The sequence below is a fragment of the Streptococcus sp. SP1 genome, assembly GCF_030440005.1.
GTDB lineage: Bacteria > Bacillota > Bacilli > Lactobacillales > Streptococcaceae > Streptococcus > Streptococcus parasanguinis.
In genome coordinates this window covers 65033-85547 of record NZ_JAQFJJ010000006.1, presented here as the reverse complement: position 1 = coordinate 85547, position 20515 = coordinate 65033, and the positions used below count along the sequence as shown (strand labels likewise).

The window sequence follows — 20515 nt, the reverse complement described above, 5'->3', positions numbered from 1 at the left end:
CGGTATAATAGGAGGTATGAAAGTTTTACTGTATTTAGAAGGAAAATCCGTATTACAAAAATCAGGAATTGGTCGAGCCTTGCAGCATCAAATGCATGCGCTTGATTTGGCTGGGATTCCGTATACGACAGATATTTTAGGGGACTATGATGTGGTGCATATCAATACCTATGGCCCACGGAGTTTTCTTTTGCTCCATGCAGCAAAGCGTCGTGGAAAGAAAGTCATTATGCATGGCCATTCAACCCGTGAGGATTTTGAAAATTCCTTTATCGGGTCTAACTTTTTTGCACCCTTGTTTGGAAAGTATTTGGCTCACATGTATCAAAAGGCAGACTATGTGATCACGCCATCTGAGTATTCCAAACACCTGATTCAGTCTTATGGGGTGACTACACCGATTATTGCGGTCTCCAATGGGATTGATTTGGAAAAATACAAGAAGGATCCGAAAAAAGAAGAAGTCTTTCGCAAGCATTTTAAAATCCAAGAAGGTCAAAAGGTTGTCATCTGTGCAGGGCTTTATTTTAGACGTAAAGGAATTGAAGATTTCGTAGAAGTGGCTCGTCGCATGCCGGATGTGCGCTTTATTTGGCTAGGTTCGATCAACAAATGGATCATTCCGCGTAAGATTCGTCGTATCGTGGAAAAGGATCATCCTAGTAATGTGGAATTCCCTGGCTACTTCAAGGGAGCGGTCTTCCAAGGGGCTATGACGGGTTCAGATGCTTTCTTCTTCCCATCTTATGAAGAAACAGAAGGAATCGTTGTTTTGGAAGCCTTGGCCAGTCATCAGCACACGGTCTTGCGGGATATTCCAGTATACAATGGCTGGATTGACGAGACGTCATCTGAATTGTGCCACAATGTAGACGAATTTGTGGATTCCTTGAACAAGGTCTTGAACGGACAAGTAGACAAGCGGGAGGCGGGCTACAAGGTCGCTGAAAGTCGTTCGATCGACTTAGTGGCTCATCAACTGGTCGAAGCCTATCAAACAGTTTTGGAGATGTAAGATGCGTGTAGGATTATTTACAGATACCTATTTCCCGCAAGTTTCGGGAGTGGCGACCAGCATTCGGACGCTCAAAACAGAATTGGAAAAATTGGGTCACACGGTCTTTATCTTTACGACAACGGATAAAGATGTCAACCGCTATGAAGATTGGCAGATCATTCGGATTCCAAGTGTGCCTTTCTTCGCCTTTAAGGACCGCCGCGTTGCTTATCGTGGATTCTCAAAGGCGCTTGCTATTGCCAAGCAATACCAGCTGGATATTATCCATACCCAGACTGAGTTTTCACTGGGCCTTTTGGGAGTGTGGATTGGACGTGAGTTGCGGATTCCAGTCATTCATACCTATCATACCCAGTATGAGGACTATGTCCGCTATATTGCAAGAGGTATGGTCATTCGCCCAAGTATGGTCAAATACATTGTGAGAAGTTATATGAATGATCTGGATGGAGTGATCTGTCCTAGTGAGATCGTTTATGACTTGCTCCAAAAATACAAGGTCAAGGCAGAAAAACGCATTATTCCGACAGGGATTGATTTGGCTAAGTTTGACCGACCAGAAATCACTCCGATAGAGACAGCTGCTCTTCGTGAAAAATATGAAGTCGCAGAAGATGAAACGCTCTTATTGAGCCTTTCGCGGGTTTCTTATGAAAAGAATATTCAGGCTGTTATTGCGGCCCTTCCTGATGTCCTCAAGGTCAATCAAAAAGTTAAGTTGATCGTTGCTGGAGATGGTCCTTATTTGGATGATTTGAAAAAACAGGCGACGAAACTGGGAATTTCAGATGCGGTTGTCTTTACGGGGATGATCCAGCCAAATGAGACAGCTCTCTACTATAAAGTGGCTGACTTCTTTATTTCAGCTTCAACGAGTGAGACGCAAGGGTTGACTTATTTAGAGAGTATTGCGAGTGGTACCCCGATCATCGCTCATGGCAATCCTTATCTCGATCATGTGATTGATGATCCTATGTTTGGAAAGCTCTTTTATGAGGAAAGCGATCTGGCACAAGCGATTCTTGAAGCGATTGATGAGATGCCTGCAATCGATGAGACCAAGTGGGCAGAAAAGATTGATGATATTTCTGCAGCAACTTTTGGCCGTCGGGTCTACGAATTTTACCTGGATAAAATCATCTCGAAAGACTTTTCAAATGATTTGAATCCTGAGCAAAGTCGGGTTAAGCGGATGTCTAAGACCATTGTGAAAATCCCGACCAAGGTGATTGCTCTTCCGGTCAATGGATCTGTGAAGATGATGAAGGCTTCGGTCAAACAAGTGAAGAAAATCCGTAAAATCACGCATTTCTTTGATTGAAAACGAAACTTTTTCTTGCAAAATTTTTCAATCGTGCTATAATAACTGACAGAGACATATCAAATCTAGGAAATCTGATAGAGAGCGCGTGGGGCTGGAAATCGCGTAGAGGATAGGTTTGGGACTACTCGTGATTCTTTTATGCAAACATAAAACGGTGGCTACGTTAGAGCCAATCAGAGGTGTCCCTCTTTTTTGAGGAACATAAATGAAGGTGGAACCACGTTGCGACGTCCTTTCGAGGAGGTCGCTTTTTTGATTTCTTAATGAAGAAATCTAAAGAAGAGACGAAAGATACCTCCCACCCATTTAGCTACTAAAAACTTTATAAGGAGAAAATCATGATTAAGATTACTTTCCCAGATGGCGCTGTTCGTGAATTCGATTCTGGCGTTACTACTTTTGAAATTGCCCAATCTATCAGCAATTCTTTGGCTAAAAAAGCTCTTGCTGGTAAATTCAACGGCAAATTGATTGACACAACTCGTGCCATCACCGAAGATGGAAGCATTGAAATCGTGACACCTGATCACGAAGATGCTCTTCCAATCTTGCGTCACTCAGCGGCTCACTTGTTTGCTCAAGCAGCTCGTCGCCTCTTCCCAGATATCCACTTGGGTGTCGGTCCAGCGATCGAAGATGGTTTCTACTACGATACAGACAACCAAGCGGGTCAAATCTCTAACGAAGACCTTCCTCGTATCGAAGAAGAAATGAAGAAAATCGTCAAAGAAAACTTCCCATCTATTCGTGAAGAAGTGACCAAAGATGAAGCGCGTGAAATCTTCAAAAATGATCCATACAAATTGGAATTGATCGAAGAACACTCTGAAGACGAAGGTGGGTTGACTATCTACCGTCAAGGTGAATACGTTGACCTTTGCCGTGGCCCACACGTTCCATCAACTGGTCGCATCCAAATCTTCCACCTTCTTAACGTTGCTGGTGCTTACTGGCGTGGTAATAGCGACAATGCGATGATGCAACGGATCTATGGTACCGCTTGGTTTGACAAGAAAGACTTGAAGAACTACCTTCAAATGCGTGAAGAAGCTAAGGAACGTGACCACCGTAAACTTGGGAAAGAGCTTGATTTGTTCATGATTTCTCAAGAAGTTGGTCAAGGTCTTCCATTCTGGTTGCCAAATGGTGCGACCATCCGTCGTGAGTTGGAACGCTATATCGTTGATAAAGAAGTAGCAGCAGGCTACCAACACGTCTACACTCCACCAATTGCTTCTGTAGAACTTTATAAAACTTCAGGTCACTGGGATCACTACCGTGAAGACATGTTCCCACCAATGGATATGGGAGATGGAGAAGAGTTTGTTCTTCGTCCAATGAACTGCCCTCACCACATTGAAGTCTACAAACATCATGTGCATTCTTACCGTGAATTGCCAATCCGTATCGCTGAAATCGGGATGATGCACCGTTATGAAAAATCTGGTGCTCTGACAGGTCTTCAACGTGTCCGTGAAATGTCTCTGAATGATGGTCATACTTTTGTGGCTCCAGAACAAATCGAGGAAGAATTCAAAAAGATCCTTCAATTGATCATCGATGTGTATGAAGACTTTAACTTGACAGATTACCGTTTCCGCTTGTCTTATCGTGATCCTGAAGACAAACACAAATACTTTGACAACGATGAAATGTGGGAAAATGCTCAACGCATGTTGAAAGCCGCTGTTGATGATATGGGTGTTGAGTACTATGAAGCAGAAGGGGAAGCTGCCTTCTACGGACCAAAATTGGATATCCAAGTGAAAACAGCTCTTGGTAAAGAAGAAACTCTTTCAACTATCCAATTGGACTTCTTGCTTCCAGAACGCTTTGATCTTCATTACATCGGAGCAGACGGGGAAGAACACCGTCCAGTCATGATCCACCGTGGGGTTATCTCAACGATGGAACGCTTTACTGCGATCTTGATTGAAAACTACAAGGGAGCTTTCCCAACCTGGCTTGCTCCTCACCAAGTCACCCTTATTCCAGTATCGAACGAAAAACACGTAGACTATGCTTGGGAAGTAGCTAAGCAACTTCGTGACCGCGGTGTTCGTGCCGATGTGGATGAACGCAATGAAAAAATGCAGTTCAAGATCCGTGCTTCTCAAACACAAAAGATTCCTTACCAATTGATCGTTGGGGACAAGGAAATGGAAGACAAGGCTGTAAACGTGCGTCGTTATGGCCAAAAAGAAACAGAAACCATGTCAGTGGATGCATTTGTAGAATTAATTCTTACAGATATTGCAAATAAATCCCGCGTTTCAAAATAATGCAAAAAGAAAAGATTGAGATGTAATGATCTCAGTCTTTTTGCTTTCTCTTATTGGAAAGGCCAGCAATTGAGACTCCACATTTCTTCATAAGTTTGATATAATAAGAAGATAGAGATTGATAAGGAAAAGTAGCATTAGAAACAGGTATGTAAGATGAAAAAAATATTAGTAGTTGATGATGAAAAACCAATTTCAGACATTATCAAATTTAACATGGCGAAAGAGGGCTATGAGGTATTGACAGCCTTTGATGGTCGGGAAGCATTGGAAGTCTTTGCAGCTGAAAATCCAGATGTTATTATTCTAGATTTGATGTTACCAGAGATTGATGGTTTGGAAGTGGCGCGGACGATTCGTAAGACCAGTAATGTGCCGATCATTGTCCTATCTGCCAAAGATACGGAATTTGATAAGGTCATTGGGCTTGAAATTGGGGCAGATGACTATGTGACCAAACCCTTCTCGAATCGGGAATTGCAAGCGCGTGTGAAAGCCTTGTTGCGTCGTTCTGAGTTTGCGGCTGATCCTCAGCTTGAAAATGATGCCGATACGGAAATTGTCATTGGTGATCTTCACATTCTTCCAGATGCTTTTTTGGTTCAAAAAGGCAACAAAGAATTGGACTTGACCCATCGCGAATTTGAATTGCTCTATCACCTTGCGACCCATGTTGGTCAAGTGATGACCCGTGAGCACCTTCTTGAGACGGTGTGGGGCTATGATTACTTTGGTGATGTTCGGACAGTGGACGTGACGGTTCGTCGTTTGCGTGAAAAAATCGAGGACACACCGGGACGTCCAGAATATATCTTGACTCGCCGTGGTGTTGGATATTATATGAGAAACAATGATTGATCAACTAAAACAATTTGTAATGTCATCGAACTTTGTCTTTGTTCTGATTACGGTTGGGTTTATCATTGTGGTAGCCTTGCTTTTGCTAGAAAACCGTAGGGACAATATCAAGCTCAGACAATTAAACTCCAAAATTAAAGATCTGATTGCAGGGGACTATTCAGAAGTGGTCGACATGCAAGGAAGTCCAGAACTGACGGATATGACCAATAGTATCAATGATCTGTCTGAGGTTATTCGCCTGACGCATGAAAACTTGGAACAAGAAACCAAGCGTTTGACCAGTATCCTTTCTTACATGACAGATGGGGTGCTTGCGACCAACAGACGCGGTCAGATCATCATGGTTAATGAAATGGCAGCCAAGCAATTGAATGTTAATCCAGATGAGGTGCTCAATACCAGTATTCTAGATTTGCTTTCGCTTGGAGATGACTATGATCTGCGAAGCTTGATTACAGAAGTACCAGAGTTGACCATCGATTCCCAGGATGAAAATGGGGAATACTTAAGTCTTCGTGTGCGCTTTGCCTTGATTCGTCGCGAGTCAGGTTTTATCTCTGGTCTGGTAGCTGTCTTGCACGATACGACAGAGCAGGACAAGGAAGAGCGGGAACGTCGCCTCTTTGTCTCCAATGTGAGTCATGAATTACGGACACCTTTGACCAGTGTGAAATCCTATCTGGAAGCCCTGGACGATGGCGCTTTGTCAGAGCCGGTAGCACCAGATTTTGTCAAGGTTTCGCTCAATGAAACCAACCGCATGATGCGCATGGTCACAGATCTATTGAGCTTGTCACGAATCGATAATGAAACCAGTCAGTTGGACATCGAGTTGACCAACTTTACGGCCTTTATCACCTTTATTTTGAACCGCTTTGATAAGATCAAGAGTCAATCGCAAGAAGATACCAAGAAGTATGAACTGATCCGGGAATACCCGATCACTCCGATCTGGGTGGAAATTGATACGGATAAAATGACCCAGGTGATCGATAATATCTTGAACAATGCCATCAAGTACTCACCTGATGGTGGAAAAATTAAGGTAGGGATGAAAACGACAGATGCTCAGTTGATTATCTCTATCTCAGATGAGGGCTTGGGGATTCCCAAGAAAGACTTGCCACGTATTTTTGATCGCTTTTACCGAGTGGATAAGGCACGTAGCCGGGCCCAAGGTGGGACTGGTCTAGGCTTAGCCATTGCTAAGGAGATCGTTAAGCAACACAAAGGCTTTATTTGGGCCAAGAGTGAATATGGCAAGGGATCTACTTTTACCATTGTCTTGCCGTACGACAAAGATGCTATTAAAGACGACTGGGATACAGAAGAGGAAGAATAAGGAGTCAATGACAGAAAAGGGATTTAAGTATAGTATTTTAGCTTCAGGTTCTAGTGGGAATTCTTTCTACCTTGAGACACCAAAGAAAAAACTGCTTATTGATGCAGGGCTATCAGGGAAAAAGATTACGGGACTATTGGCTGAAATTGATCGCAAACCAGAAGACTTAGATGCCATTTTGATTACGCACGAACACTCAGATCATATTCATGGTGTGGGTGTTTTAGCGCGGAAATATGGCATGGATCTATATGCTAATGAAGCAACTTGGAAGGCTATGGAAGGTACCAAGTATCTAGGAAAAGTCGATGATGCTCAAAAGCATATCTTTGAAATGGGGAAGACCAAGACATTTGGCGATATCGATATCGAAAGTTTTGGGGTCAGTCACGATGCTGCTGCCCCTCAATTCTATCGCTTTATGAAGGATGGCAAGAGCTTTGTCATGCTGACGGATACGGGCTATGTGAGTGATCGCTTGGCAGGCATCGTCGCGGATGCGGATGGCTATTTGATTGAGTCCAACCATGATGTAGAGATCCTTCGAGCAGGTTCTTATGCTTGGCGCTTGAAGCAGCGGATCTTGTCAGACCTAGGCCACCTTTCTAACGAAGATGGTGCAGATGCCATGATCCGAACCTTGGGAAATCGCACCAAGAAGATTTATCTGGGGCATTTGTCAAAAGAGAACAATATCAAAGAATTGGCCCATATGACCATGGAGAATCAACTGGCTCGAGCAGATCTAGCTGTTGGCCATGATTTTGAGGTGTTAGACACCTCACCAGATACCGCGACTCCATTGACGAAGATATAAGATAAAGAAAGTAACTGTTACCTTGTTAGTTGCTTCCTTTTTTAAATATAGATGTAATTTTTTCTTTTTTTGTTTACTGAAAAGGTTCGAAAATTGTATTGTGTGAAGGAGAAGTAAATGCGCCTTGTTTATCTTACGATTGGTTTTGTGTCTTTGGGATTAGGAATTATTGGGATTCCTTTACCGATTTTACCGACGACTCCCTTTTTATTGCTATCGATGGCCTGCTTTGCTAAAAGTTCCAAACGCTTTGAAACTTGGCTCTACCAAACAAAGCTTTATCAAACCTATGTAGCGGATTACCGAGAGACCAAATCGATTGCCAAAGAACGGAAGAAATGGATTCTTCTTCAGATCTACATTCTGATGGGGATTTCAATCTATCTGGCCCCGATTATTTGGGTGAAGCTTGCTTTAGGGGCTTTGACGATTTTTATCACCTATTATCTCTTGAAAGTGATTCCCAATAAGTCCGAAAATCAAACAGAAGAAAATCCTGATTAAAATTGGAGAATTCAGGCCCTAGAACTAGGAAAAGAGGCTCTATAATATTTGTAGTGGGTAAATCCCCTATAGATATTATGGAGCCTATTTTAGAGTAGAAAAAAAGTCCCATAAGATCTATAATGAAAAGCGACGAAACCATCATTAGAAAGAATCATATGGAACATTTACATTTTATCACAAAACTGCTTGATATCAAAGACCCAAACATCAAGATTGTAGATATCATCAATATGGATACACACAAGGAAATCACTGCTAAACTGGATTATGAGGCTCCATCTTGCCCTGATTGCAGAATGCAAATGAAGAAATATGACTTTCAAAAACCGTCTAAGATTCCTTACCTTGAAACGACTGGTATGCCTACCAGAATTCTTCTTAAAAAGCGCCGTTTCAAGTGCTATCATTGCTCGAAAATGGCAGTCGCTGAGACTTCCTTAGTCGAGAAAAATCATCAAATCCCTCGTATTATCCACCAAAAGATTGCTCAAAAGTTGATTGAAAAGACTTCTATGACTGATATTGCTCATCAGCTTTCCATTTCAACGTCAACTGTCATTCGAAAGCTCGATGACTTACGCTTTAAGCATGACTTTAACCGACTTCCTGAGATTATGTCTTGGGACGAGTATGCCTTTACCAAGGGACAGATGAGTTTCATAGCGCAAGATTTTGACAATCTCAACATCATCACTGTTCTTGAGGGAAGAACACAAGCTGTTATCCGAAATCACTTTCTTCGATACGATCGAGCTGTTCGATGTCGAGTTAAAATCATTACAATGGATATGTTTAGTCCTTACTATGACTTAGCTAAACAGCTTCGCTTTCGAATTTCTAGGCTCATGCTGAAACAGTCCACTGGACTGTTTCACTTCCTAATGCAAAAATTGTACTTGATCGCTTTCACATTGTGCAACATCTTAGTCGTGCTATGAGTCGTTTGCGTGTCCAAATCATGAATCAGTTTGATCGAAAAGCCCATGAATATCGAGCTATAAAACGCTACTGGAAGCTCATTCAACAAGATAGCCGTAAACTAAGTGATAAACGTTTTTATCGCCCTACTTTTCGTATGCACTTAACGAATAAAGAGATTCTAGACAAGATTTTGAGCTATTCAGAAGACTTGAAACACCACTATAATCTCTATCAGCTCTTGCTTTTTCACTTTCAGAATAAGGAGTCTGACAAATTTTTCGGACTCATTGAGGACAATCTAAAGCAGATTCATCCTCTCTTTCAGACTGTCTTTAAAACATTTCTTAAGGATAAAGAGAAAATCGCCAACGCCCTTCAATTGCCCTATTCCAACGGAAAATTGGAAGCAACGAATAATCTCATTAAACTCATCAAGCGAAATGCATTTGGTTTTAGGAACTTTGACAACTTTAAGAAACGAATTTTTATCGCTCTGAATATAAAAATGGAGAGGACAACGATTGTCCTCTCCAGATGTTAGTTTTTCTTCAACCCCCTACAGTTGACAATGAGTCGCTTTTGTCGGCGGTTTGGAGATTTTAAAAAAATTAAAAGCCCTACTCGAAAGAGTAAGGCTAGAATTGTCCTCTCGGGACAGTATCATATATTTTGTCGTCAAGCGACCTTATAATATAATTCTAACCCTAAATGAAGTAAAAGTCAAGAAAAATAGTCGGATTTTAGAAAATCTTCTTTAACGCTTCATCTATTTTGTCCATAGTATCATCGGAAAGTACAATACCATTCAAAATTGAACTATTATTTTTGGGATCGTAGAGTCTCATTTTACTAATTGTCGTTACCTGATTTAATAGAACTATGCTATCTTTATTCATATTCTGTGTTTTTATAACAGTTTTCTGAGCATACTCTAGTTTCTCAACAATTTCTGTAAGTAACTTATTGTTCTCGTCTAATTCTTGTTTAATTTTGCCCGCCTCAATATTTGCGAAGTCTAAATTATTCTCAATGGTGCGTAACTGATTTGCAAAAGAAGGATCTATATCATTTTGTGATGAATTTTCAATATTTTCAATCGCCTTTTTATTGTCACGAACCAATGAATCTATTACCTTTGCCCTTTCATTTAATTCTTTCTTTTTTTTGGAATAGCGGTCATATAATGCAGTTAACTCATTGGTCTTTAGTATTGCCTTACTTCTTAATAATTGAAATACTTCGTCACCAATTGGCAATTGAAAATATTTTAGATTATCCATGTCTGTAGTTTCTTTTACAGATGTCAGAGGTAAAACTTGAAGAAGATGATTTAAACGGGCATCTTTTTTATTTAGAACTATTGCATAATGAAGTCCGCCATATTCCATTCCAACGTTAAATCCAAAGTCGGCATAAACAATGCTCCCCCTTTTTAAAGCCTTAATACTCCTAGAGTTAAATTTCTTTTCTGTATTTAAATACTTAGTCCAGTTTTCGACCCATTGGGCTATTTTTTCAGATCGCTTATTTTCTTGATCTCCAATTTGCTGAAGATGTTGGAGATAATCCTCTAGTTCTTGGATTACAGTTGCAGTATAGATTGCTATTTCTTGGTTGGTTCTATCACTTCCCATAATAAATGTTTCCTTTCTAGCTAATCAAATCATTATATTCGTCAACCACCATCATTTAATTCACGATGGTTTTTTATTTTTCTTCCCTATACACATCCACGACTTTACCGATGATCCTAAAATCACTGCCCGAATTGATTGGTATATCTTTGTATTTCTTGTTAAAACTTCTCAGATAGGCCTTATCTTTCTCTATAATAAGCTGTTTGATATAGGCTTCTCCCTCATAGTCAAATACTCCAACCGTACCACTTGGAAGCTCTACGGTAAGTTTTACAAACACATAGTCTCCAGACTTATAATCCGGCTCCATGGAATCTCCATAAATCGGACAAACAAAATCAGCGTCCACCTTCACAGGCAGCTGGGTTTTCTCTATCTGTACCTCATTTAGATATTGCCCAGTACCAGCAGAAACAGGCTGGTCGTAGTAGTTGTATGCTATGTACTCAACGACTATATCATGTACTTCAGCAAGTCTCTTCTTAGCTTGTTTTTGCTCCTCAAGTTGCCCTTCTGCGTAAGTTAGTACATTGCGCTGGTATGGTTCTGGGTCGAGTTGAGAAAGTATTTCCTCGACACTTTCAATAATCGAATTGTCTGATTGTTTTAAAATAGGAAACAGGTCGTCTATAGTGACATTAAGTGCGTTCGCTATTTTAAATAAAGTATTCTTCTTTGGAGTTCTAAAACCTTTTTCGTAATTAGCTATTGTTGTATTTCCCATTTCGATTAGATCGGCTAACTCCTTCTGAGTTAGACCTCTTTGGTCACGAAATTCCTTTATTTTCAACCCAATGTAAATGGCTAATTCTTGATCAGTCATATTCATCACCTTTTTTGTACATTTTATAGGTAAATTATAACAAATACTTCACGTTTTGAAAAGTTTTTTTATTTTTTCGATAAAAAACTATTGACACTCCACGAATCGTGAAGCACGATATAGTCAAGGTTAAGGAATTAACCCAAAACAAAAGAAAGGAAGGACAGTATGCTAAGGCGAAGGCAAAAGAAAAAAGACCCTTGGTTGACACAACCAAGAGCCACAGTGATATCGGCGATCATCGCACTGATAGCCGTGTTACTCCAACTCTTATTTAAATAAGAGTTACACACAGTTGTAGGAGGGGCGAAAGCCCCAACCCTACGACTTAAGTTTAGCATACTGTCCAGAGAAATGCAATGGACGACAAAAGATGGGAAATCGGTGGTTTAATCGCAGTAGGAGCGATTATTGTAATTGTAATTTTAAATTTAATTAAGTAGGAGGTTCGAGAAATGGTGAACGAAGTAGAAATAACAGCCATCAATGAAGTATTGAGGACTGTTACACTAATTAATAAAAAAATTGAAGAAGTCATTGAATTACAACGTCAACAAGATCTAGCTATTTTTTTCTTCGTGGTGTTCTTGATGCGAAGGATCAAGATCCTTAATGCTCGATAAAATATAACCATTTTCTTTATAACCAGAATCTCGAAAACGTAAAGTATCAGATGTGATCAGATTGCGATCTGAACGTTCTAGCAATGATAAAATTTTATCTAACTTTTGATTTAATTTTTTATCAATAGATTCTAGAGTTGTAGTTTTGTCAAGACGGCTAATAGGCATTTTAAAGTTTTCAAAACTTTGCATTTTAGATTTGAGATCAACTTTTGATTCTTCAATTTTTGATACATCAGTATCATAAAAAGTAGTACGGGTCATCATGACATCAAAAGGGAGTTTGCCACCAGATTCTATGATTGGTACAAGAGGGAGCTCTAACGCTTGTCTAAAACCTAGCTCGTAAAATGCATTTGGGTTGTGCTCTGTCATATCCGCAATAACCATATGAGCAGTTTTTAGGTAGTTTATAATCGTTTCATTGATATTGTCTACTGCATTGACATGATCGACACGAATCGGTTTATAACCTAAATCTTCGCAAACTGGAGCAATAAGGTATTTATATACTTTGTCAGCTCGCTCTCTTGTAGGGGTACCAGATTCCCCAATCGCGCTTATAATAAAACAGACTTTATCAGACATAAATACTAACCCCAATCGTTTTTATTTTATTATACAAAATAACGATAGGGAATGAAATAATAAGGAGGTGAAAGAAATAAAACCTTCTATAAGAAATGAATGCTAAGTTGGTAAGATATAGAAATGCGAAAGTTGAAGAAACTTAAAATTCATGGAGCAAGCTTACAAAACATGGTATTCAACTTATTGGATCGATATCCAAACAAACCTAAAATATAGTAAAATCAACTAACCGTATCTAATGGAAATCTGATGGTAATCGTATTAAAATTTTGGTATACTTAAGAGTATAAATTTATTAGAAAGTAGGCTTCCCATGGAGAAATTACAAACCCTGTTATCGGAACGGTTTCAGATCGTTTTTTCAGATAGCAGTTTATTAGATACCGCTTTTACGCACACCTCTTATGCCAATGAGCACCGCCTCTTAAAAATTTCACATAACGAACGTTTGGAATTTTTAGGAGACGCTGTTCTTCAATTAGTTATTTCCGAATATTTGTATAAGGAACACCCAAACAGACCGGAGGGAGATTTGTCTAAATTCCGTTCCATGATTGTCCGTGAAGAAAGTCTGGCTGGTTTTTCTCGGGATTGCCAATTTGATCGTTATATCAAACTAGGCAAAGGCGAAGAAAAATCTGGTGGTCGGGACCGCGATACAATTCTTGGCGATTTATTTGAAGCCTTTTTAGGTGCTCTTTTACTAGATCAAGGAGTGGAAGCAGTCAAACGCTTCATCTATCAGGTCATGATTCCAAAGGTTGAAACGGGTCAATTTTCTCAAGTCATTGACTACAAGACCCGCCTGCAAGAACTGTTACAGGTTCACGGAGATGTGGAGATCCAATACCAAGTGGTTAGCGAGTCCGGTCCAGCTCATGCGAAAGAGTTTGAAGTAGAAGTGTTCGTGAACGGTCAAACGATGGGACATGGTCATGGTCGTTCCAAGAAATTAGCGGAGCAAGAAGCAGCCCGCAATGCAGTTGAAACGAGGAATGATTCCCCATGTATCTAAAAGAGATTGAAATCCAAGGCTTTAAATCCTTTGCGGATAAGACAAAAGTCGTGTTTGACAAAGGAGTCACTGCCGTTGTAGGGCCTAATGGATCTGGAAAATCAAATATCACAGAGAGCTTGCGCTGGGCCCTGGGGGAATCCAGTGTCAAGAGTCTACGTGGGGGCAAGATGCCCGATGTCATTTTTGCAGGGACAGAATCGCGAAAACCGCTGAATTATGCTTGTGTCACAGTTGTCTTAGATAACCAGGATGGTTTTATCCAACAGGCAGGGAAAGAAATTCGTGTCGAACGCCATATTTATCGCTCGGGAGATAGTGAGTACAAGATCGATGGTAAGAAAGTACGTCTCAGAGATGTGCATGATTTGTTCATGGATACGGGATTGGGACGGGATTCTTTCTCTATTATCTCCCAAGGTCGGGTAGAGGAGATCTTTAACTCCAAACCGGAAGAACGTCGGGCAATCTTTGAAGAAGCTGCCGGTGTCTTGAAATTTAAGACGCGGCGCAAGGAAACCGAGACCAAGCTCAATCAAACCCAGGAAAATTTGGACCGTCTGGAGGATATCCTCTATGAATTAGAAGGACAAATCCAACCTCTTGAAAAGCAAGCGACTGTCGCTCGCCGTTTCTTGGAATTAGACCAAGAACGGCAGGTTCTCTTGCTGGATGTTTTGGTCGCTCAAGTCGATCTGACAAAAGAGCTCTACGAAAAGGCTGATCAAGAAGAAAAAGCCATTCAAGAACAGTTGGCTTCTTATTACCAACGTCGTCAGGTCTTAGAAGAAGATAATGTACGCATCAAGAAAGCCCGCCATCAGTTGGATGAGAGCTTAGCTGAGGACCAGGCCGGCTTGCTAGAGGTCACTCGTTTGATCAGTGATTTGGAAAAGCAAATCGAAGTAGCTAAGTTGCAATCGAGTCAAGCAGCCCATAGTCGCAGGGAAAATCTTGAGCGGCTGGATGCTGTTTTGGCCCGTCTGGAAGAAGCGAAACAAGAGCTGGCTCAAAAACAAGAGACGCTAGCTGTGCTTCAACAAAGACTGACAGAGAACCGGCAGCAACAAGAAGAGTTGGAAAAAGAATTAGCCAACTACGAAGAAGATCCGGAACAAGTCATTGAGCATCTACGCGAGCAGTATGTCGCGCTCTTGCAGACGGAGGCTGAAAAATCGAATGAGCGGACAGCTATTGAGAGCCGGATCCAAGCACTATTGCAAGAATCAAGCCATCGTCAAGAGGATTTGACCAAGGCACAAACAAACTTTGAAACTGCCAAGGAAAAAGAAGTCCGACAATTGGAAGAGTTGGATCAGGCACAAGCGACGGTCAAAGGTTTACTAGTAGAATATCAAGAGCAATTGGTAAAAGTGGAGCAGGCCAAAGCTGCCTACCAAGAGGCTCAAGAGGCCATGTTTGACTTGATGGATGAGAGCAAAAACAAACGGGCGCGGATCAATAGCTTGGAAGCCATTCAGAAGAACCATAGTAACTTCTATGCAGGCGTCAAGAGCGTTTTGCAAGAAGCAGAACGGTTAGGAGGCATCTGTGGGGCTGTTAGTGAGAATTTGAGTTTCTCAAAAGACTACCAGACGGCGCTTGAAATTGCTCTGGGAGCAAGCAGCCAACAGATCATTGTTGAGGATGAAAAGGCTGCAACGAGAGCGATTGATTTCTTGAAACGCAATCGCTGGGGACGGGCAACCTTCCTTCCGCTCACGACGATTAAAGCTCGTCAACTTTCTCCGCGGAATCTGGAGCTGATTCAAACCAGTGCAGGATTTTTAGGAATTGCGAGTGACTTAGTGACCTATGAGCATCGTTTTGAACAGATTTTCCAAAACTTGCTTGGCGTAACGGCCATCTTTGACACGACGGAGCATGCGCGTGAGGCGGCCCGTAAAGTCAATTATCAAGTTCGGATGGTGACCTTGGATGGGACCGAATTGCGGACCGGAGGATCGTATGCCGGTGGTGCCAATCGTTCCCAAAATACGGTCTTTGTCAAACCAGAATTGGATAGTTTGAAGCAGGAAATGCAAGCTCTGGATGCTCGTTTGAGAGAAGCAGAGCAGGAGGTAGAGACAAAGGACAATCTGCTCAAGCAGGCGCAAGAATACCTAGCCTCTATTCAAAGCCAGGGTGAGCAAGCGCGTCTAGAGCAACAGCGGGCCCAATTGGCCTACCAACAAAGCCAAGAGCAACTGAAAGAAATTCAGGAACTCTTAGAAGCTTTGAAGTCAGAATTGGCAACAGATGCGACCCAGTCTCTCCAAGAAGAGCTGGAGTCCCTTACTGAGCAATTGGCAGAAATTGAGCTTCAAAAAGAAAACTTAAATCGCGATATTGAAACCATGAAGTCGGATAAAGATGTTCTGCAACAAAAAGTGCAAAACTTGCAAGAGCAATTGGCAGAATTGCGACTTCAACAGACGGAATATAAGAGCCAACAAAGCTACGAACAAACAGATGCTCGTCGCTTGGAAGAAACGATCTCCCAGTTGGAAGTAGAAAAGCGTCAGTTGCAATTGCTGATTGAACAAGGCGAGGCCCAAGTTCAGACAGTCGATGTGGAGCAACTAGCTAATCAATTGACACAGGCCAAAGCCAAGAAAACGGACTTGGAACAAGGGGTCATTCGGAAACGCTTTGAGCTGGATGATTTGGAAGGCCAGGCCGAAGATGTTGCAGAACAGATGGAACAAGCTCGCAAGAAAAACGAAGAGTGGATTCGTCAACAAGCCAAGGCTGAAGCGACGCGTGAAAAGCATGCGGATCGTTTGAACAAGCTTTTAACGCAAATTACCGATGAATTCATGCAAAGCTTTGACCAAGCCAAAGAGCAGGCCAAACCTGTTGAAAATCTTGCGGCAGCTGAAAACCAGCTCAAGAGCATCGAAAAAGATATTAAGGCACTTGGTCCAGTCAATGTGGATGCGATCGGGCAGTATGACGAGGTGAAGGGACGCTTTGATTTCCTTTCGAGCCAGCGTGAGGATGTCTTGGCTGCGAAAAACATGCTTCTGTCTACTATCAACGACATGAATGACGAAGTCAAGGAACGCTTTAAATCAACTTTTGAAGCCATTCGTGAATCCTTTAAAGTTACTTTCCGTCAAATGTTTGGTGGGGGTTCTGCTGATTTGATTCTGACAGAGCCAGATCTTCTGACAGCTGGTGTTGAGATTTCTGTGCAGCCACCTGGTAAAAAGATCCAATCCTTAAACCTCATGAGTGGTGGAGAAAAGGCCTTGTCTGCCTTGGCTCTCTTGTTCTCGATTATTCGTGTCAAGACTATTCCATTTGTCATTCTGGATGAGGTAGAGGCTGCCCTAGATGAGGCCAATGTCAAGCGCTTTGGGGATTATCTGAACCGCTTTGATAAGGAAAGCCAATTTATTGTCGTGACGCACCGGAAGGGAACCATGTCAGCTGCAGATTCCATCTATGGTGTGACCATGCAGGAATCAGGGGTTTCTAAAATCGTCTCAGTAAAATTGAAAGACTTAGAAAATGAAGAATAATGATATTAAATTGATCGCTACGGATATGGATGGAACCTTTCTAAATGACCAACATCAGTACGATCAAGACCTTTTACGCAAGGTATTAGCAAGCTGCAAAGAAAAAGGCATCTATTTTGCTGCTGCAAGTGGCCGTGCCCTCCTTTCTCTCAAATCTCTCTTTAAAGGATTTGAGGACCAGATGATTTTCATTGCTGAAAATGGTAGTGTGGTAGAATTTCATGGAGAAGATCTCTACGAAGCGACCATGTCCAAAGACTTTTATTTGTGTGTTTTTGAGGCTTTGAAATCCTCACCTTATGCAGACCCGAATAAGCTTCTTTTGACTGGGAAAAAAGGGAGCTATGTATTAGAAACAGTAGATCCCGACTATCTGGCCTTGAGTCAGCACTACAATGAAAACATTCAAAAAGTGAAAAGCCTAGCAGATATTCAGGATGAAATTTTCAAATTGACCACCAACTTTGATGCAGCTCTTGTACTTGAAGGTGAACAATGGGTCACTGAGAATATCCCCGGTGTCAAAGCGATGACGACAGGTTTTGAATCGATTGATATTGTCCTCGATTATGTCGATAAGGGAGTGGCCATTACCGCCTTAGCGGATAAACTAGGGATCTCGATGGATCAGGTGATGGCTTTCGGGGATAACTTAAATGACCTCCATATGATGCAAGTCGTGGGCCATCCTGTAGCGCCAGAAAATGCACGTCCTGAAATCTTAGCGATTGCTGAAACAGTCATCGGTCACCATGTAACTGGTTCTGTCCTACGCTACATGGAGGAAATTGTATGAGTAAGATTTCCTTGATTGCGCTGGATTTAGATGGGACCCTTCTCAATTCTGAAAAAAAGATCTCCCCTCGCAATAGAGCAGCCCTCGCTGCTGCACAAGCCCAAGGTGTCAAGGTGGTTCTAACCACTGGTCGTCCCTTGAAAGCCATGGATTTTCTTTTGGAAGAATTGGGAACAGCAGGCCTCGAAGAAGAGTATACGATTACCTTCAATGGTGGCTTGGTGCAGCGAAATAATGGAGAAATCCTCTCAAAAGTTGTCCTGGCACCAGAAGATGTCGCAACCATTCATGATGAAACAGCCCGTCTAGGCCTTCCGCTGGATGCTATCAGTGAGGGAACGGTTTATGAGATTCATGCAGATCGAAAGTCTCTCTATTCCCTTTACAATCCCTACCTAAACTTTATTGAAACAGATTTTAAAGACCTGCCATCCACGATTTCCTACAACAAGTGTGTGACAGCCGTCGATCAAGACTTTTTAGATGCAGCTATCAAGCAGATTAGGCCGGACTTATTTCAAGACTATGAAATATTTAAATCTCGGGAAATGTTGCTGGAATGGTGCCCTAAAAATGTTCACAAAGCGACAGGTTTAGAGGCACTGGCAACTATTTTGGGTCTTAAGGCAGATCAAGTCATGGCCTGTGGAGATGAAGCCAATGACCTGTCTATGATCCAGTGGGCTGGACTGGGGGTTGCCATGGGCAATGCGATTCCAGCAGTAAAGGAAGTTGCAGCGCTTGTGGCCCCTGTGACCAATGACCAAGATGCTGTCGCATGGGCGATTGAAAATTATGTGCTAAAGGAGAGTGAATAAATGGGATTATTTGATCGTTTATTTGGAAAAAAAGAAGAAACTGAAAAAGTGCTTCCGTCTTCTGAAGAAGTGACGGAAAGTACGGAGGGTGAAGAAACTGTCAAAGAGGAGCCGGCGGCTACCCGAAATGACAAGGAAGAGCAAAAAATCGCTGATATGGAGGCTTATTACCAAGAGCTCAAAGCGCGAATTGCAGCCACTCATCAACCTGTTTCAACTGTCGCTCAAGAAGAGCCAGCAGAGGAACCTCATGTTGAAGAAATAGGAACTTCAGAGACTCATGAAGATCAAGCACCAGTAGAGGAGTCTCCAGTTGTCTTTGAACCTGCTCAAACAGAGGCCAGTCCTGAAGAAGTTTCACCACTAGCTGATGAAACGGAGACTGAGCCTCTTGAAGAAGTGAAAATTGAAGCGGAAGAAACTGAAACCGTTGGAGAAGCAGATAAGATTGATGTTGTAGACCTGGAAGAAGAGTCACCGATTGCCTCTCCATCACCTGACGCTGAGCCAGTAGAAGAGAGCACGACAGAAGAGGAGTCTCCAGAACTAGTAGAAGCTCAGGGTGAAGTATCAGAAGCCGAGTCCAGACTTCCTCAAGGAGAAGCTGCATCAGTCGTTGAGGAAAAGACTGTTGAAGAGGCAGAGCAGCCAATTCCAGACGAGGTTGAGCCTCAGCAAGAAACCATTCAGGAAAAATACGATCGTAGCTTGAAAAAGACACGAACTGGATTTGGAGCACGCCTCAATGCCTTCTTTGCCAATTTCCGTTCAGTCGATGAAGAGTTCTTTGAAGCATTGGAAGAACTCTTGATCATGAGTGACGTTGGGGTTCAAGTGGCCTCTAATTTAACCGAAGAGTTGCGTTATGAAGCCCGTTTGGAAAATGCCAAAAAACCAGATGCTCTCAAGCGCGTGATCATCGAAAAATTGGTGGACTTGTATGAAAAGGATGGCCAATTTAATGAAGCCATTCGTTTTCAAGATGGTCTCACGGTCATGCTCTTTGTTGGGGTCAATGGAGTTGGTAAAACCACATCTATCGGGAAGTTAGCCCACCGATATAAACAAAAGGGCAAGAAAGTCATGTTGGTTGCAGCAGATACTTTCCGTGCAGGAGCAGTGGCTCAACTGGCAGAATGGGGACGCCGCGTAGATGTTCCAGTTGTAACAGGTCCTGAAAAATCAGATCCTGCTAGCGTCGTCTTTGATGGAATGGAACGCGCGATCGCTGAAAACATCGATGTTCTGATGATTGATACAGCTGGTCGTCTGCAAAACAAGGACAACCTCATGGCGGAGCTTGAAAAAATCGGCCGGATTATCAAACGTGTGGTACCTGATGCACCGCATGAAACCTTGCTGGCCCTCGATGCATCAACTGGTCAAAATGCCTTGGTGCAAGCTAAAGAATTTTCAAAAATTACGCCTGTGACAGGGATTGTATTGACCAAGATCGATGGAACGGCTCGAGGTGGGGTCGTCCTTGCGATTCGAGAAGAGTTGGACATTCCAGTGAAGTTGATTGGATTCGGAGAAAAGATTGATGACATCGGACCATTCCACTCAGAAAACTTCATGAGAGGCCTCTTGGAAGGCTTGATTTAAGAGTCGAA

Annotated in this window: 15 protein-coding genes and 1 pseudogene; 13 read left to right on the top strand and 3 right to left on the bottom strand. The window is 42.1% G+C overall.

Translation table 11 applies throughout. From position 1 onward, the window contains the following. The first annotated feature begins 16 nt into the window (after window positions 1-16). From PCY07_RS04600 to PCY07_RS04565, 8 genes and pseudogenes are all read left to right on the top strand, one after another. Complete coding sequence (locus tag PCY07_RS04600; protein ID WP_301355477.1) at window positions 17-1015, top strand: glycosyltransferase family 4 protein; 999 nt, start codon at window positions 17-19, stop codon at window positions 1013-1015. A 1-nt stretch (window position 1016) separates the two neighbouring features. Further along, the gene (locus PCY07_RS04595) at window positions 1017-2339 is read left to right on the top strand and encodes a glycosyltransferase family 4 protein (protein WP_301355475.1); all 1323 of its coding nucleotides are present in this window, start codon (window positions 1017-1019) and stop codon (window positions 2337-2339) included. Window positions 2340-2680: 341 nt separating this feature from the next. Continuing rightward, window positions 2681-4624 carry a threonine--tRNA ligase gene (gene thrS / locus PCY07_RS04590; RefSeq protein ID WP_070588792.1) on the top strand — a complete coding sequence of 648 codons (1944 nt, stop codon included), beginning with the start codon at window positions 2681-2683 and terminating at the stop codon, window positions 4622-4624. Between the two features lie 156 nt (window positions 4625-4780). Beyond that, the gene (gene yycF, locus PCY07_RS04585) at window positions 4781-5482 is read left to right on the top strand and encodes a response regulator YycF (RefSeq protein ID WP_003015620.1); all 702 of its coding nucleotides are present in this window, start codon (window positions 4781-4783) and stop codon (window positions 5480-5482) included. Continuing rightward, a complete protein-coding gene (gene vicK, locus PCY07_RS04580) occupies window positions 5475-6827 on the top strand; it encodes a cell wall metabolism sensor histidine kinase VicK (RefSeq protein ID WP_014713656.1) in 1353 nt (450 codons plus the stop codon). Before yycF ends, vicK begins: the two co-directional genes overlap by 8 nt. Before the next feature lie 7 nt (window positions 6828-6834). After that, the gene (locus tag PCY07_RS04575) at window positions 6835-7644 is read left to right on the top strand and encodes an MBL fold metallo-hydrolase (protein WP_003015609.1); all 810 of its coding nucleotides are present in this window, start codon (window positions 6835-6837) and stop codon (window positions 7642-7644) included. Between the two features lie 117 nt (window positions 7645-7761). Further along, complete coding sequence (locus PCY07_RS04570) at window positions 7762-8148, top strand: YbaN family protein (protein WP_156671915.1); 387 nt, start codon at window positions 7762-7764, stop codon at window positions 8146-8148. A gap of 158 nt (window positions 8149-8306) precedes the next feature. Next, window positions 8307-9613: pseudogene (locus PCY07_RS04565) on the top strand (ISL3 family transposase). Between the two features lie 199 nt (window positions 9614-9812). Here PCY07_RS04565 and PCY07_RS04560 read toward each other — a convergent pair. The 3 genes from PCY07_RS04560 to PCY07_RS04550 form a co-directional block, all read right to left on the bottom strand. After that, window positions 9813-10706: a type II toxin-antitoxin system PemK/MazF family toxin gene (locus tag PCY07_RS04560; RefSeq protein ID WP_195227731.1), complete on the bottom strand. Its 894-nt coding sequence runs from the start codon at window positions 10704-10706 to the stop codon at window positions 9813-9815. Window positions 10707-10779: 73 nt separating this feature from the next. Beyond that, window positions 10780-11532 (bottom strand): XRE family transcriptional regulator, encoded by a 753-nt coding sequence (locus tag PCY07_RS04555; protein WP_301355469.1) that lies wholly within the window; start codon window positions 11530-11532, stop codon window positions 10780-10782. A 560-nt stretch (window positions 11533-12092) separates the two neighbouring features. Beyond that, window positions 12093-12743 (bottom strand): hypothetical protein, encoded by a 651-nt coding sequence (locus tag PCY07_RS04550; protein WP_229040393.1) that lies wholly within the window; start codon window positions 12741-12743, stop codon window positions 12093-12095. Window positions 12744-13059: 316 nt separating this feature from the next. Between PCY07_RS04550 and rnc the strand changes: the two genes are divergently transcribed. From rnc to ftsY, 5 genes are read left to right on the top strand one after another with little or no spacing between them, the layout of a single operon-like run. After that, window positions 13060-13761, top strand: a complete 702-nt coding sequence (gene rnc, locus PCY07_RS04545) for a ribonuclease III (RefSeq protein ID WP_041826398.1) — start codon at window positions 13060-13062, stop codon at window positions 13759-13761. Next, window positions 13752-17288, top strand: coding sequence for a chromosome segregation protein SMC (gene smc / locus PCY07_RS04540; protein WP_301355466.1), 3537 nt, complete (start codon window positions 13752-13754; stop codon window positions 17286-17288). The genes rnc and smc overlap by 10 nt, the downstream gene beginning before the upstream one ends. Continuing rightward, on the top strand, window positions 17278-18084 hold the full coding sequence (locus PCY07_RS04535; RefSeq protein ID WP_301355464.1) for a Cof-type HAD-IIB family hydrolase: 807 nt from the start codon (window positions 17278-17280) through the stop codon (window positions 18082-18084). The genes smc and PCY07_RS04535 overlap by 11 nt, the downstream gene beginning before the upstream one ends. Continuing rightward, complete coding sequence (locus PCY07_RS04530) at window positions 18081-18902, top strand: Cof-type HAD-IIB family hydrolase (protein WP_049488883.1); 822 nt, start codon at window positions 18081-18083, stop codon at window positions 18900-18902. The genes PCY07_RS04535 and PCY07_RS04530 overlap by 4 nt, the downstream gene beginning before the upstream one ends. Then, a complete protein-coding gene (ftsY, locus tag PCY07_RS04525) occupies window positions 18903-20507 on the top strand; it encodes a signal recognition particle-docking protein FtsY (RefSeq protein ID WP_301355462.1) in 1605 nt (534 codons plus the stop codon). The last annotated feature ends 8 nt before the right edge of the window (window positions 20508-20515 follow it).

Bases quoted from the DNA above. Each gene is read 5' to 3' on its own strand.
- PCY07_RS04600 (WP_301355477.1), top strand. From the start codon at position 17: ATGAAAGTTTTACTGTATTTAGAAGGAAAATCCGTATTACAAAAATCA.
- PCY07_RS04595 (WP_301355475.1), top strand. From the start codon at position 1,017: ATGCGTGTAGGATTATTTACAGATACCTATTTCCCGCAAGTTTCGGGA.
- thrS (WP_070588792.1), top strand. From the start codon at position 2,681: ATGATTAAGATTACTTTCCCAGATGGCGCTGTTCGTGAATTCGATTCT.
- yycF (WP_003015620.1), top strand. From the start codon at position 4,781: ATGAAAAAAATATTAGTAGTTGATGATGAAAAACCAATTTCAGACATT.
- vicK (WP_014713656.1), top strand. From the start codon at position 5,475: ATGATTGATCAACTAAAACAATTTGTAATGTCATCGAACTTTGTCTTT.
- PCY07_RS04575 (WP_003015609.1), top strand. From the start codon at position 6,835: ATGACAGAAAAGGGATTTAAGTATAGTATTTTAGCTTCAGGTTCTAGT.
- PCY07_RS04570 (WP_156671915.1), top strand. From the start codon at position 7,762: ATGCGCCTTGTTTATCTTACGATTGGTTTTGTGTCTTTGGGATTAGGA.
- PCY07_RS04560 (WP_195227731.1), bottom strand. From the start codon at position 10,706: ATGGGAAGTGATAGAACCAACCAAGAAATAGCAATCTATACTGCAACT.
- PCY07_RS04555 (WP_301355469.1), bottom strand. From the start codon at position 11,532: ATGACTGATCAAGAATTAGCCATTTACATTGGGTTGAAAATAAAGGAA.
- PCY07_RS04550 (WP_229040393.1), bottom strand. From the start codon at position 12,743: ATGTCTGATAAAGTCTGTTTTATTATAAGCGCGATTGGGGAATCTGGT.
- rnc (WP_041826398.1), top strand. From the start codon at position 13,060: ATGGAGAAATTACAAACCCTGTTATCGGAACGGTTTCAGATCGTTTTT.
- smc (WP_301355466.1), top strand. From the start codon at position 13,752: ATGTATCTAAAAGAGATTGAAATCCAAGGCTTTAAATCCTTTGCGGAT.
- PCY07_RS04535 (WP_301355464.1), top strand. From the start codon at position 17,278: ATGAAGAATAATGATATTAAATTGATCGCTACGGATATGGATGGAACC.
- PCY07_RS04530 (WP_049488883.1), top strand. From the start codon at position 18,081: ATGAGTAAGATTTCCTTGATTGCGCTGGATTTAGATGGGACCCTTCTC.
- ftsY (WP_301355462.1), top strand. From the start codon at position 18,903: ATGGGATTATTTGATCGTTTATTTGGAAAAAAAGAAGAAACTGAAAAA.